The sequence below is a fragment of the Streptomyces sp. NPDC048297 genome, from assembly GCF_043201585.1.
In the GTDB taxonomy this organism is placed as follows: domain Bacteria; phylum Actinomycetota; class Actinomycetes; order Streptomycetales; family Streptomycetaceae; genus Streptomyces.
This window is the reverse complement of record NZ_JBICZA010000010.1, coordinates 76562-90339: the sequence shown is the minus strand read 5'-3', so window position 1 is coordinate 90339 and position 13778 is coordinate 76562. Positions and strand designations below refer to the sequence as shown.

10 protein-coding genes are annotated in these 13778 nt (G+C 70.0%); 5 read left to right on the top strand and 5 right to left on the bottom strand.

The window, feature by feature from the left end:
* Positions 1 to 51 precede the first annotated feature (51 nt).
* The 3 genes from ACGFYV_RS13455 to ACGFYV_RS13445 all read left to right on the top strand — a co-directional run bounded on the left by ACGFYV_RS13455 (position 52) and on the right by ACGFYV_RS13445 (position 3266).
* Complete coding sequence (locus ACGFYV_RS13455) at positions 52 to 1434, top strand: glycine--tRNA ligase (protein WP_393878509.1); 1383 nt, start codon at positions 52 to 54, stop codon at positions 1432 to 1434.
* Positions 1435 to 1626: 192 nt separating this feature from the next.
* Entirely contained in the window at positions 1627 to 2649 is a 1023-nt protein-coding gene (locus tag ACGFYV_RS13450) for an aldo/keto reductase (protein WP_393878508.1), read from the top strand.
* 26 nt (positions 2650 to 2675) lie between these two features.
* Positions 2676 to 3266 (top strand): TetR family transcriptional regulator, encoded by a 591-nt coding sequence (locus ACGFYV_RS13445; protein WP_393878507.1) that lies wholly within the window; start codon positions 2676 to 2678, stop codon positions 3264 to 3266.
* Positions 3267 to 3271: 5 nt separating this feature from the next.
* Here ACGFYV_RS13445 and ACGFYV_RS13440 read toward each other — a convergent pair whose 3' ends face one another.
* From ACGFYV_RS13440 to ACGFYV_RS13425, 4 genes are all read right to left on the bottom strand, one after another.
* Positions 3272 to 3673 (bottom strand): hypothetical protein, encoded by a 402-nt coding sequence (locus ACGFYV_RS13440; protein WP_393878506.1) that lies wholly within the window; start codon positions 3671 to 3673, stop codon positions 3272 to 3274.
* Positions 3674 to 3823: 150 nt separating this feature from the next.
* Positions 3824 to 4048, bottom strand: coding sequence for a hypothetical protein (locus tag ACGFYV_RS13435; RefSeq protein ID WP_393878505.1), 225 nt, complete (start codon positions 4046 to 4048; stop codon positions 3824 to 3826).
* 111 nt (positions 4049 to 4159) lie between these two features.
* Entirely contained in the window at positions 4160 to 5524 is a 1365-nt protein-coding gene (locus ACGFYV_RS13430; protein WP_393878504.1) for an alpha/beta hydrolase family protein, read from the bottom strand.
* 178 nt (positions 5525 to 5702) lie between these two features.
* Positions 5703 to 7154 carry an MFS transporter gene (locus ACGFYV_RS13425; protein ID WP_393878503.1) on the bottom strand — a complete coding sequence of 484 codons (1452 nt, stop codon included), beginning with the start codon at positions 7152 to 7154 and terminating at the stop codon, positions 5703 to 5705.
* Between the two features lie 97 nt (positions 7155 to 7251).
* On the opposite strand from ACGFYV_RS13425, the gene dusB reads away from it, so the two are divergent.
* Complete coding sequence (gene dusB, locus ACGFYV_RS13420; RefSeq protein WP_393878502.1) at positions 7252 to 8394, top strand: tRNA dihydrouridine synthase DusB; 1143 nt, start codon at positions 7252 to 7254, stop codon at positions 8392 to 8394.
* Between the two features lie 270 nt (positions 8395 to 8664).
* Here dusB and ACGFYV_RS13415 read toward each other — a convergent pair whose 3' ends face one another.
* Positions 8665 to 10269: a CDP-alcohol phosphatidyltransferase gene (locus tag ACGFYV_RS13415; RefSeq protein WP_393878501.1), complete on the bottom strand. Its 1605-nt coding sequence runs from the start codon at positions 10267 to 10269 to the stop codon at positions 8665 to 8667.
* A 748-nt stretch (positions 10270 to 11017) separates the two neighbouring features.
* On the opposite strand from ACGFYV_RS13415, the gene ppdK reads away from it, so the two are divergent.
* Entirely contained in the window at positions 11018 to 13765 is a 2748-nt protein-coding gene (ppdK, locus tag ACGFYV_RS13410; protein WP_393878500.1) for a pyruvate, phosphate dikinase, read from the top strand.
* Positions 13766 to 13778: the final 13 nt, after the last annotated feature.

Sequence of the window (13778 nt, the reverse complement as noted above, 5' to 3'; positions counted from 1 at the left end):
TCGCTGGAAGCATCTCGCTTCAACGCCCGTCGTCGTAATGAAGAGAGCACCGTGGCCGCCGACAAGATCGACACCATCGTCAGCCTGAGCAAGCGCCGTGGCTTCGTTTTCCCCTGCAGTGAGATCTACGGCGGACAGCGTGCCGCCTGGGACTACGGACCGCTGGGTGTCGAGCTCAAGGAGAACATCAAGCGTCAGTGGTGGCGCTACATGGTGACGTCGCGCGAGGACGTCGTCGGTATCGACTCGTCCGTCATCCTGGCTCCGGAGGTGTGGGTCGCCTCCGGCCATGTCGCCACCTTCACGGACCCGCTGACCGAGTGCACCGCGTGTCACAAGCGCTTCCGCGCCGATCACCTCGAGGAGCAGTACGAGGAGAAGAAGGGCCACGCCCCTGCCAACGGGCTGGCCGACATCAACTGCCCGAACTGCGGCAACAAGGGCCAGTTCACCGAGCCCAAGCAGTTCTCGGGTCTCCTCTCCACCCACCTCGGCCCGACCCAGGACTCCGGCTCCGTCGCCTACCTGCGTCCCGAGACCGCCCAGGGCATCTTCACCAACTTCGCCCAGGTGCAGACCACTTCGCGCCGCAAGCCGCCGTTCGGTATCGCCCAGATGGGCAAGTCCTTCCGCAACGAGATCACGCCCGGCAACTTCATCTTCCGCACCCGCGAGTTCGAGCAGATGGAGATGGAGTTCTTCGTCAAGCCGGGCGAGGACGAGAAGTGGCAGGAGTACTGGATGGAGCAGCGCTGGGGCTGGTACACCGGCCTCGGTCTCCGCGAGGAGAACATGCGCTGGTACGAGCACCCGAAGGAGAAGCTCTCCCACTACTCCAAGCGCACCGCCGACATCGAGTACCGCTTCCGGTTCGGCGGCTCGGAGTGGGGCGAGCTGGAGGGTGTGGCCAACCGCACCGACTACGACCTCGGCGCCCACTCCAAGGCCTCCGGCCAGGACCTGTCCTACTTCGACCAGGAGGCCGGCGAGCGCTGGACGCCGTACGTCATCGAGCCGGCGGCCGGTGTCGGCCGCGCCATGCTGGCCTTCCTGCTCGACGCGTACATCGAGGACGAGGCGCCGAACGCCAAGGGCAAGATGGAGAAGCGGACCGTGCTGCGGCTCGACCCGCGGCTGGCCCCGGTGAAGGTCGCGGTGCTGCCGCTGTCCCGCAACCCCGAGCTGTCCCCGAAGGCCAAGGGTCTCGCCCAGGCGCTGCGCCGCAACTGGAACATCGAGTTCGACGACGCCGGCGCCATCGGCCGCCGCTACCGCCGTCAGGACGAGATCGGTACGCCGTTCTGCGTGACCGTCGACTTCGACACGCTCGACGACAACGCGGTCACGGTGCGCGAGCGTGACTCCATGAAGCAGGAGCGGGTGTCTCTCGACCAGATCGAGGGGTACCTGGCTTCCCGCCTGCTGGGCTGCTGAGGCCCTCCCGGCTTTTCTTCGGCTTTTCTTCGCCCACCCACCATCCGGCCCCCGGTCGGCTGGTGGGTGGGCGTTTTTGTGCCCGGGGCCGGATGGCGAGCGGAGCGGATGCCGAATGGCGGATGGCGGCTCACTGACAGATGACAGCTGACAGATATTGAAATCTGTCAGCTGTCATGGCAGGGTGGAGCCATGACGATGCGAACCCGAACCCTCGGAACCACCGGACCCCAGGTCTCCGCCCTCGGCCTCGGCTGCATGGGGATGTCCGCGCTGTACGGCGACGCCGACCGCGCGGAGTCCCTCGCGACCGTCCACGCCGCCCTGGACGCGGGCGTGACCCTGCTGGACACCGGCGACTTCTACGCCATGGGCCACAACGAGATGCTGGTCGGCGAGGCCCTGCGCACCGCCCCGGCAGCCCTGCGCGAGCGGGCCCTGACCAGCGTGAAGTTCGGCGCCCTGCGCGACCCGGACGGCAACTGGAGCGGCTACGACGGCCGCCCCGCCGCCGTGAAGAACTTCGCCGCCTACTCCCTGCAGCGCCTCGGCGTCGACCACATCGACGTCTACCGGATCGCCCGCCTCGACCCGGACGTCCCGATCGAGGAGACCGTCGGCGCGATCGCCGAACTGATCGAGAAGGGATGGGTCCGGCACGTCGGCCTCAGCGAGGTCGGCGCGGACACCATCCGCCGGGCCGCCGCCACCGCCCCGATCGCCGATCTCCAGATCGAGTACTCGCTGATCAGCCGGGGCATCGAGCGGGACATCCTGCCGGCCACCCGCGAGCTGGGCATCGGCATCACGGCCTACGGCGTCCTCTCGCGCGGCCTGATCTCCGGGCACTTCACCCGCGACCGGCAGCTCGCCGCGAACGACTTCCGTGCCTTCTCGCCCCGCTTCCAGGGCGAGAACCTCCGGCACAACCTGAACCTGGTCGAGGCGCTGCGGAAGATCGCCGAGCAGAAGGGGGTGACGGTCGCGCAGATCGCCATCGCCTGGGTGATCTCCCAGGGCACGCGGCAGGACACGGCCATCGTGCCGCTCATCGGCGCCCGCACCCGCGAGCGGCTGAGCGAGTCGCTGGGCGCCCTGGACGTCACGCTGGACGACGCCGACCTCGCGGCCGTCGAGGAGGCCGTACCGGCGGACGCGGCGGCGGGCGACCGCTACCCGACCGCGCAGATGGCACACCTCGACAGCGAGCACTGAGCCCGCGCGAAGGTACGGTCTATGCCATGACACCGCCCACCGAGACCCTGACCGCCGAGCGCATCCTCGAAGCCACCGAGGAGGTGCTGCGCCGGCACGGGCCGGCCAAGGCGACCGTGGTCGACGTGGCCCGCGCGCTCGGCGTCAGCCACGGCAGCGTCTACCGGCACTTCCGTACGAAGGCCGTGCTGCGGGAGGCGGTGACCAAGCGCTGGCTGGACCGGACCTCGCAGCGGCTGGCCGGGATCGTCACCGGCGACGGCACCCCGGAGGAGCGGCTGCGCGCCTGGCTGGCGGCGCTGTTCGAGGCCAAGCGGCACAAGGCGGGTGACGACCCGGAGCTGTTCGCCACCTACACCGTGCTGACCGACGAGAACGGCGCGGCGGTCGGCGAGCACATCGCCGACCTGACCGCGCAGCTGACCCGCATCATCGAGGACGGCACCGGGTCGGGCACCTTCCGGACACCCGACCCGGCCGTCGCGGCCCGAGCCGTCTTCCAGGCCACCGGCCGTTTCCACGACCCGGGTTACGCCCGGGAGTGGGAACGGCCCGAGGCCGAGGAGGAGTTCACGGCGGTCGTGGACCTGTTGATACGGGGGCTCGGCCGAGCCTGAGCGGGTCAGCCGACCTTGACCGTGACGGAGGGTGAGTGGACCTTCCCGGACATGTTCGCGCTCGCGACCCGCAGATGCTGCGTGCCCTTGGTGTTGAGCTGGGCGATCATCGCGTACGAGCTGCCCTTCTTGACCTTGGCCGTCGTCTTCAGCGGGATCCACTTGCCCGACTGCTCGTGCATGAGCACGAGCGGCGTACCGACTTTCAGGCCCTTGGTGCGCCCGGTGAACGTCACCTTGTCTCCGGCCTTCACCGACGTGTCGTGCGCCTTCACGGTGATCGAGGCGGCGTTGGGGCTCGGGCTGCTCGCGGCGTGCGCCCCGGCGGCACCGCCGGAGAGCAGTGCCACGGAGAGGGCGCCGGCGCCGAGCGCGCGGCCGTAGCGGTGGCGGAGTACGGAGGTCATGTGCGTCTCCCGTCCTGTCGCTCGATGGACCTTCCCAGGCTGTGCCCGCCCGCTGCGAACGGCCACTCGAGATCGGTCAGAACCCGCCGAGTTTTCCGTAAGACCGCAGCTCAAAGCCCCTTTCCACCCGCACACTTCTTACCCGCGACCTCAGCGTGAGGGCTGCCGGTCGGCGCCCGGGTCCACCGTCGCCTGGTGGGCCTCGGCCAGGTGCTCCTCGGCCTTCAGCCACGGCAGGAACTGGGTGGTCCTGCGCCAGCCGCAGGTGTCGCAGCGGATCGTGCGCTGGATGCCCGTGCGCCGGACCCGGACCACGTGCTCGCGTCCGTGCTGGTCCCAGCGGCTGACCTTGCTCATGGTGTTGTTCTGCGGCATGACGTCTCCCGCGTCCGCTGCTGCCGTTGCCCGACGGCAAGGAGTGTGCAGCATGAACAACATCAACAGGGCCGGCTTCCCGGTGAGTTCGCCGGACCGTTGCCCTGGCTGCTAGTGCATCACGCTGCTCAGCCAGTCGAAGACCTTGTCGCAGTGCTGCTGGGGTGCCATGGGGGAGCAGTGGAGCTGGGCGCCCGTGGCGGTGGTGAAGCGGAAGTAGTCGCGGCGGGCGCCCAGCAGGTCGTACATCTGCCGGGGCTGGCCGGGGTAGAACTGGTCGCCCTCGTAGTCCAGGACGAGGGTCGGGGCCTTGATCTTCGGGATCACCTTGGTGATGTCCAGGCCGATGGCTACCTGCGCGGCGCTCCACAGGTCCGTGAGGACCTTGCCCTGGCGGGCCTGGAGCAGGGCCTCGCGGGTGAAGATCTCGAAGCGCTTGCGCACCGTGAACGCCTGGTGCGGGTCGAGTCCGGGGACGGCCGCCCGCCAGGTCCGGTTGGTCTCCTCCTTGTCGGCGGTGACGATGTCCCGTACCGCCTTCGGGAAGGCGAGCCAGGGCTGCACACAGCCCGGCTGGCACGCGAGGGCCGCGATCCGGTGCTCGTAGGCGGCGGCGCGGGCGACCAGGTTGCCGCCCATGCTGAGCCCGGTCAGGGCGATCCGGGCGCGGTCGACGTCCCCCCGGCGCAGCAGCCAGTCCACGAGCGGGGTGACCACACGCTCCCAGCGGGTCGTGACCGGGACCTCGTTCACGAAGAGCAACTGCCCCTGGCCGGGGCCGTCGTAGACGAGCGCGTTCCAGCCGTGGTCCAGGGCCGCGCACACGCCGTACGTCCACATGTCGACGTTCTGCCCGTCACTGCCGTTGGTGAGGATCACCGTGGGCCGCGGCTTGTCCTGGTCGTCGGGGCGGAAGAACCACACCGGCAGCGGCGTCCGTCCGTACGGCACCTGCGCGGTCACGGCGGCCGGCGTGCACAGCCGGCAGAAGTCGTCCCAGGCGCGCCGGCCGACCAGGTACAGGTCCTTCTCCTCGCCCGGCGACCTGGTGCCGAGGACGTGGAACAGGGCCTGGCCGTAGTACTGCGAGGCGCTCAGGGAGCGGAACCGGCGGGTCTCGTCGCTCGTGTGGTCGGCCGGGGCCGTGACCCGCTCGCCGAGCGCGCGGAAGGTGTCGGTGAAGGACTGCTCGGACAGCCCGGAGGTGTTGATCACGTTCACCGCGGTGAGCACTTCCCCGACCTCCGCCGCCCGCATGGTGGACGCGCCGAGCGCGAGCAGCCCCGCGAAGTTGAAGCCGTCGTCCGCGAACAGCCGCATCGCGCCCGGGGTGAGGGGCGTGAGGGGCGCCGAGGGCGGGGCGGCGGACGGGGAGGGCGCGATGGTCGTGGCCCCGGCCACACAGCCCGTGACGGCGAGGGATCCCGTGCCGACGGCGAGACCGGCCAGGGCGGCACGGCGGGAGAGGTGGGTCATGGTGCCGCACGGTAGGCCGTCGCCTCCCCGCCCGCCCGCTGCCGCGCAGCCCACTCCTCCGACCCACGCACCGCACTGCGCCGAACGGCTGCCCGTCCCGGTTCTGTTGACCTGGCCGCCCTGGGTTCCGGTCCGGATTCCGTGCCGGGGCCGGTCCGGGAGTCGTGCGGGAGGGGACTCAGGCCCGGCCCGGAGCCCCCACGGCCTCGCGTACCTCGGGAGACTCCAGCCGTTCGGCCGTCCGTTCGGCGGTACCTCGTGCCCAGTGCCCGCTGGTGAGCAGTCCGAGGACCAGTACGGCCAGTCCGCACGCCGTGAGGATCCACCACCCGGGCCGGGCCGCGTGGACGAACTCCGCCCGGTACGACGACGAGCCGACCCCCGAGGCCAGCACGGCGCCCACGATCGCCACGCCCAGCGTCTGCCCCAGCTGCCTGCTGGTGGAGGCGACGGCGGCGGCGACCCCCGCCTGCGCCCTCGGCATCCCCGACACCGCGGTGTTCGTGATCGGCGCGTTCACGAAGCCGAAGCCGATGCCGAACAGCACGTACCCGGCGAACAGCGTGACGTTCGAGGTCTCCGCCTCGAAGACGGCGAACAGGAGCGCGCTCACGGTCATGGCGGTGCCGGCGACCAGCAGCGGCAGCCGGGGGCCGCGGCTGCCGACCAGCCGCCCGGACAGCGGCGCGCACAGGAACGTCGGCGCGGCCATCGGCAGCATCCACAGACCCGCGTGCAGGGCGTCGAGCCCGCGCACGTTCTGCAGGTACAGCGTCGACAGGAACAGAAACCCGCCCAGCGCGGCGAACGCGCTGATCGCTATCACCGTCGCCCCGCTGAACGGCGCCGAGCGGAAGAAGCGAAGGTCGATCAGGGGGTCGGGGCGCCGGGGCTCGTAGCGGAGCAGACCCAGCAGCGCCACGAGGGCGATCACGGCGAAGGGCGCCACCGTGCGGACGTCCGAGTCGGGCGCCTCGATGATCGCGTACGTCAGCGAGCCGAACAGGGCGATCACCAGGACCTGGCCGACCGGGTCGGGGCGGCGGGGCCGCGGCGCGCGGGACTCGGGGACGAAGCGCAGCGTGAGCAGCAGGGCCGCGAGGCCCACGGGGAGGTTCACCCAGAAGATCGACCGCCAGCCGACCGACTCCACCAGCAGGCCGCCGACCAGCGGGCCGGCGGCCATGGATATGCCGACCACCGCGCCCCACACGCCGATCGCGCGGGCGCGCTCGCGCGGGTCCGTGAAGGTGTTGGTGATGATCGACACGGCGACCGGGTTGAGCATCGAGCCGCCGACCGCCTGGACCATGCGGAAGACGACCAGCAGTTCCAGGTTCGGGGCGAGCGAGCACAGCAGCGAGCCGACCGAGAAGATCACCAGCCCCGCCATGAAGACCCGCTTGCGGCCGATCCGGTCGGCCGTCGAGCCCGCGAGCATCAGCAGCGAGGCCAGCACCAGCGTGTAGGCGTCGATCGTCCACTGCAGGCCGGAGGTGGTGGCGTGCAGTTCGCGCTGCAACGAGGGCAGCGCGACGTTGAGGACGGTGTTGTCGAGGCTCACGATCAGCAGGCTCATGCAGCAGATCGAGAGGACGAGCAGGCGTCGGCGGTGGCTCAGCTCCGGCATGCGTCCCATCCTACGCCGATTTCGATAGTGCGGTTAACTAATGACTGATACATGATCTTCGTCGCCGCGCGGTGGGCCGATACGCGACAATGGAGCAATGCCCACGCCCGAGTCCCCCCTCCAGATCGGCCCGCACACCGTCCGGCCGCCCGTCGTGCTGGCCCCCATGGCGGGGATCACCAACGCGCCGTTCCGCACCCTGTGCAGGGAGTTCAGCGGCGGCAAGGGCCTGTTCGTGAGCGAGATGATCACGACCCGGGCGCTGGTCGAGCGCAATGAGAAGACCATGCAGCTGATCCACTTCGACGCGACCGAGAAGCCGCGCTCGATCCAGCTGTACGGCGTGGACCCGGCGACCGTCGGCAAGGCCGTCCGCATGATCGCGGAGGAGGGCCTCGCCGACCACATCGACCTGAACTTCGGCTGCCCGGTCCCCAAGGTGACGCGGAAGGGCGGCGGCTCGGCCCTGCCGTACAAGCGGAACCTGCTGCGGGCGATCCTGCGCGAGGCCGTCACCGGCGCGGGTGACCTCCCGGTCACCATGAAGATGCGCAAGGGCATCGACGACGACCACATGACCTACCTCGACGCCGGGCGGATCGCGGTCGAGGAGGGCGTCACGGCCATCGCGCTGCACGGCCGTACCGCCGCCCAGCACTACGGCGGCACCGCCGACTGGGACGCCATCGCGCGCCTGAAGGAGCATGTTCCGGAGATCCCGGTGCTCGGCAACGGCGACATCTGGTCGGCGCGGGACGCGCTGCGGATGGTCCGGGAGACCGGCTGCGACGGGGTCGTCGTGGGGCGCGGCTGCCTGGGGCGTCCGTGGCTGTTCGCCGACCTGGTCGCGGCCTTCGAGGGACGGCCGCAGGATGTCCTGCGGCCGGCGCTGCGGGAGGTGGCCGACATCATGGTCCGGCACGCGACCCTGCTCGGGGAGTGGATCGGCGACGAGGCACGCGGTGTCATCGACTTCCGCAAGCACGTCGCGTGGTATCTCAAGGGTTTCGCGGTCGGGTCCGAGATGCGTAAGCGGCTCGCCGTCACGTCGTCCCTGGAGGAGCTGCGGTCCGGGCTGGACGAGCTGGACCTCGATCAGCCGTGGCCGGTCGGTGCGGATGGTCCTCGCGGGCGTACGTCCGGTAACAACCGGGTGGTGTTGCCGGATGGCTGGCTGAAGGATCCGTACGACTGTGCGGGTGTCGGTGAGGATGCGGAGCTGGATACGTCGGGGGGCTGAGGTCGCCGGCTGCGCTTTCCCACCCGCCCACCCGACTCGGTAGGCCGTGAGGCGGGCGCAACGGGGCTTCGCCCCGGGCCCCGGCAGGTGGGGCGGTGCGTGGGTGGCGCCGGCTGCGCCGTGGCCTCCGTTTTCCCACCCGCCCACCCGACTCGCTTGGCTGTGGGGCGGGCGTGACGGGGCTCTGCCCCGGACCCCGTCGGGGCTCTGCCCCGGACCCCGGGCCCCGGGCCCCGGCAGCTGAGCGGAGCGGTCAGGTGCCGGCGGCGGTCAGTGGGTTTTTGGGTGGGGGGTTGAGCCGTAGGCCGTGAGGAAGCGGTCGCGGAAGGAGCTCATTTTCCAGACGGGGGCGTCGTGGGCGGGGCGCAGGCCGTCGGTCCAGCCCCAGGAGGAGATCCGGTCGAGGACCTTCGGGTCCTTGGCGACGAGCGAGATCGGCACGTCACGGCTGGCGTGGTTGCCGCTGACGCGGGCCATCGGCTGGTGGTCGCCGAGGAAGACGAGCACCGTGTCCTTGGTGCCGTAGCGCCGCAGCCACTCGGTCAGCGCGGTCACCGAGTACTGGATCGACTTGCCGTACTCCTCGCGGGACCTGGTGGTGTCGGCGATGACGTCGGCCGGCTTGTTGCCCGCCGCCTGGATGGCCTTGAAGACCGAGCCGTCACCCAGCTGGTCCCAGCCGACCATCTTCGGGATCGGCGCCCAGGGCTGGTGGCTGGAGGTCAGGATGAGCAGCGACATCCGTGACCTGCCGGCGGCGGGCTTCTTGCTGTGCACCCGGTCCTGGAACTGCTGGAGCGCGTACTGGTCCGGCATGGTCGACCAGCTGAACTTCGGCCCCTGATAGCCGAGCTGGAACGCGTTGTAGACCTTGTCCAGGCCGTACCACTTCTGCTCGGGCCACCCCTTCTGCACGCCCGGCATGACACCGACCGTGTCGAAGTCGCCGGTCTTCTCGAACGCGTCGGTCAGGCTCATGTGGTCGCTCGCCATCACCGTGCGGTAGCGCTGCTGGTTGCTGATCCACAGGCCCGACATGGTCGTGGAGTGGCCGAGCCAGCTGCTGCCGCCGTACGTCGCCGACGTCAGCCAGCCGCTCTTGGCGTGGTAGCCCGCCGCCGCGAGGGCCTTGGTGCGCTCGTCCAGGGTCGTGTCGACGCCGGGCGCCATGATCGGGTCCTCGATCGCGCTGCGGCCGTAGCTCTCGATGAACGTGAAGATCATGTCCTTGCCGCGCAGATCCGGCACCAGCTGGGCGGCGGGGGTGTTGCCGAAGGCGTCCACCCCGGCCACCTTCCGGAACTCCGCCTCGTCGTGCAGGGTGTCGGCCACCCCTTGGACCTGGGTCTTCAGTGCGGTCGCGGTGCGTCCCGAGGCGATCGGCATCCCGGCGACCTGGAGGCCGAGCGAGGAACAGGTGATCCAGACGACGCCCGCGACCAGCGTGCCCCGGGTCGCGGCGCCGGTGTTCCGGGCCAGCAGGTTGCTCAGACGGACCATGGACAGCGCCGTCAGGACGAAGAGGAGCAGGGCGACCACGATCACGGCGGCCGTGGCCGCGAGAGTGGCCGTGCGCCCCAGCGAGTCCTCCAGGTACGACTGCGCGTCACCGAGCAGCGCCCAGTCGAGCACGGGGTTGAAGCTGCGGCCGAGGTACTGGTTGAACCCCATGTCCAGCAGGTTCAGCACGGTCACCACCCCGAGCAGGAGCCCTGTGACCACCGCCAGCACGATCCGTGGCCGGCGCGGCAGCGCGATCGTCACCGCCGCCAGGATCACCGCCTCTCCCGGTATCCGCAGGAACGTCGCAGGACCCAGCCCGACGACCTTGTCCGGCAGCACGAGCGCGGCGACGACGAGAGCGGCGGCCAGCACGGTGAGGGTGACGGAGAGGGCCTGGGTGGCGGCTGGATGGGCTTCGCGCCACCGTCGAGCCCCGCCCTTCCAGCTCCTCCGGCCCGTCCGGCTCGTCCGGTCCGTCCGGTCCGTCCGGTCCGTTTGGTCCGTCCGGTCCGTCCGGCCCCTCTGAGCCGGCGGAGCCGCCGAAGCGCCCTCGTCCTTCCCCTCAGCCGTGTCCTGACGCGTGCTCGTGTGCTGAGACAACCCCCCGGCCCTTCCGTGCGAGACCCATGACGTCCTTTCCTACGGCCGGCCCGGCACCCCCGTTCACGGCCCGGGGCAAACAGCGGGCAAACCCCGGCGGGAGACGGGAGGGCGTCCCGTGTGTTCCGGCGTCCGGAAGGCGTCCGCATGGTGAAATCCGGGCGCCTGTGGCAGCGTGATTCTCACCACCCCTGATAAGGGTTGCGCTCAGATGAGCGACTGACGGGCGACTGCACTTCTCCAAGGCTGGCACTCAGTGCCACCTCTTGATCGTTCATGGATCGAACTCAGGCGTAGAGTTAGCCGCTCATCTGAGCGAAATCAAGCACCTGCGGGTGTTCTTGCGTTCAAGAAGTGAATACATACGCCGCGTCGAGCTTGCCAAGCCTTGACTTTCGATCCTGTGGCGGACGGCGAGTTACAGGCACATGACGCGTGTGTGGACGTACCCAGATGCCTTCGATCTGGGTATGTTCCTGCCCGTCAGGGCAGCCACCGCGGCCTCAAGGAGTCGAGACCCGTGTCGGAAAACAAAGATCCTCAGGTAGCCGAGCAGGGCCACAGCGTTGAGGGCGTGAAGTTCGTCTACGACTTCACCGAGGGCAACAAGGACCTCAAGGACCTTCTCGGCGGCAAGGGTGCCAACCTCGCCGAGATGACCAACCTGGGCCTTCCGGTTCCCCCGGGCTTCACCATCACCACCGAGGCCTGCAAGGTCTACCTGGACAGCGGCGAGGAGCCCGCGGCACTGCGTGACGAGGTGAGTGCGCACCTCGACGCCCTTGAGCAGCGGATGGGCAAGAAGCTCGGCCAGGCCGACGACCCGCTGCTCGTGTCGGTCCGCTCCGGCGCCAAGTTCTCCATGCCCGGCATGATGGACACGGTCCTGAACATCGGTCTGTCGGACAAGTCGGTCCAGGGCCTGGCCAAGCAGGCCGGCGACGACCGGTTCGCCTGGGACTCCTACCGCCGCCTCATCCAGATGTTCGGCAAGACCGTCCTCGGTGTCGACGGCGAGCTCTTCGAGGACGCCCTCGACAAGGCCAAGGAGACCAAGAAGGTCACGGTCGACACCGACCTGGAGGCCGCCGACCTGAAGAAGCTGGTCACCGCCTTCAAGAAGATCGTCAAGAAGGAGGCCGGCCGGGACTTCCCGCAGGACCCGCGCGAGCAGATGGACCTCGCCATCGAGGCGGTCTTCAACTCGTGGAACACCGACCGGGCCAAGCTGTACCGCCGCCAGGAGCGCATCCCGGGCGACCTCGGCACGGCCGTCAACGTCTGCTCGATGGTCTTCGGCAACCTGGGCCCCGACTCCGGCACCGGCGTCGCCTTCACCCGTGACCCCGCCTCCGGCCACCAGGGCGTCTACGGCGACTACCTGCAGAACGCGCAGGGCGAGGACGTCGTCGCCGGTATCCGCAACACGGTCCCGCTCGCGGAGCTGGAGTCGATCGACAAGAAGTCGTACGACCAGCTCATGCGGATCATGGAGACCCTGGAGAACCACTACAAGGATCTCTGCGACATCGAGTTCACCATCGAGCGCGGCCAGCTCTGGATGCTCCAGACGCGCGTCGGCAAGCGCACGGCCGGTGCGGCCTTCCGCATCGCCACGCAGCTGGTGGACCAGGGCCTGATCGACGAGACCGAGGCGCTCCAGCGCGTCACCGGTGCCCAGCTGGCCCAGCTGATGTTCCCGCGCTTCGACGAGGACGCCAAGGTCGAGAGGATCGGCCGGGGCATCGCGGCCTCGCCGGGTGCCGCGGTCGGCCGCGCGGTCTTCGACTCGTACACCGCCGTCAAGTGGTCCCGCTCCGGCGAGAAGGTCATCCTGGTCCGCCGGGAGACCAACCCCGACGACCTCGACGGCATGATCGCGGCCGAGGGCATCCTGACCTCGCGCGGCGGCAAGACCTCCCACGCGGCCGTCGTCGCGCGCGGCATGGGCAAGACCTGTGTCTGCGGCGCCGAGGAGCTGGAGGTCGACACCAAGCGCCGCCGGATGACGGTCCCGGGCGGCCACGTGGTCGAGGAGGGCGACGTCATCTCCATCGACGGCTCCTCCGGCAAGATCTACCTGGGCGAGGTCCCGGTCGTCCCGTCCCCGGTCGTGGAGTACTTCGAGGGCCGGATGCACCCGGGCGCCGACGACGCCGACGAGCTGGTCGAGGCCGTGCACCGCATGATGGCCTTCGCCGACCGCAAGCGCCGCCTGCGGGTGCGCGCCAACGCCGACAACGCCGAGGACGCGCTGCGCGCCCGCCGCTTCGGCGCCCAGGGCATCGGCCTGTGCCGCACCGAGCACATGTTCCTCGGCGAGCGCCGCGAGATGGTCGAGAAGCTGATCCTCGCGGACACCGAGGAGGAGCGCGAGGCCGCCCTGCGGGAGCTGCTGCCCCTGCAGAAGAAGGACTTCGTCGAGCTGTTCGAGGCGATGGACGGCCTCCCGGTCACGATCCGCCTCCTCGACCCGCCGCTGCACGAGTTCCTGCCCGACATCACCGAGCTGTCGGTCCGCGTGGCCCTCGCCGAGTCCCGCCAGGAGCCGCACGAGAACGACCTGCGCCTGCTCCAGGCGGTCCACCGCCTGCACGAGCAGAACCCGATGCTGGGTCTGCGCGGTGTGCGTCTCGGCCTGGTCATCCCCGGCCTGTTCACCATGCAGGTCCGCGCGATCGCCGAGGCCGCGGCCGAGCGCAAGGAAGCCAAGGGCGACCCGCGCGCGGAGGTCATGATCCCGCTCGTCGGCACCGTCCAGGAGCTGGAGATCGTCCGCGAGGAGGCCGACCAGGTCATCGCCGAGGTCCAGGCGGCGACCGGTACGAAGCTCAAGCTGGCGATCGGCACGATGATCGAGCTGCCGCGCGCCGCGCTGACCGCCGGCCAGATCGCCGAGGCCGCGGAGTTCTTCTCCTTCGGCACGAACGACCTGACCCAGACGGTGTGGGGCTTCTCCCGCGACGACGTGGAGGCGAGCTTCTTCACGGCGTACCTGGAGAAGGGCATCTTCGGCGTCTCCCCGTTCGAGACGATCGACAAGGACGGCGTCGGCTCCCTGGTGAAGGCCGCCGCCCAGGCCGGCCGCGCCACCCGCCCCGACCTCAAGCTCGGCGTCTGCGGTGAGCACGGCGGCGACCCCGAGTCGGTCCACTTCTTCCACGAGGTCGGACTCGACTACGTCTCCTGCTCCCCGTTCCGCATCCCGGTCGCCCGCCTTGAGGCCGGCCGCGCCGCGACGCAGTCCGAGGGCAGCGACCACCGCTGATCCGAGGGGCGGC

Coding starts and splice junctions, on each gene's coding strand:
- ACGFYV_RS13430 (WP_393878504.1), bottom strand. CDS start 5,524: ATGACCCACCTCTCCCGCCGTGCCGCCCTGGCCGGTCTCGCCGTCGGC.
- ACGFYV_RS13435 (WP_393878505.1), bottom strand. CDS start 4,048: ATGCCGCAGAACAACACCATGAGCAAGGTCAGCCGCTGGGACCAGCAC.
- dusB (WP_393878502.1), top strand. CDS start 7,252: ATGCCCACGCCCGAGTCCCCCCTCCAGATCGGCCCGCACACCGTCCGG.
- ACGFYV_RS13445 (WP_393878507.1), top strand. CDS start 2,676: ATGACACCGCCCACCGAGACCCTGACCGCCGAGCGCATCCTCGAAGCC.
- ACGFYV_RS13425 (WP_393878503.1), bottom strand. CDS start 7,154: ATGCCGGAGCTGAGCCACCGCCGACGCCTGCTCGTCCTCTCGATCTGC.
- ACGFYV_RS13450 (WP_393878508.1), top strand. CDS start 1,627: ATGACGATGCGAACCCGAACCCTCGGAACCACCGGACCCCAGGTCTCC.
- ACGFYV_RS13440 (WP_393878506.1), bottom strand. CDS start 3,673: ATGACCTCCGTACTCCGCCACCGCTACGGCCGCGCGCTCGGCGCCGGC.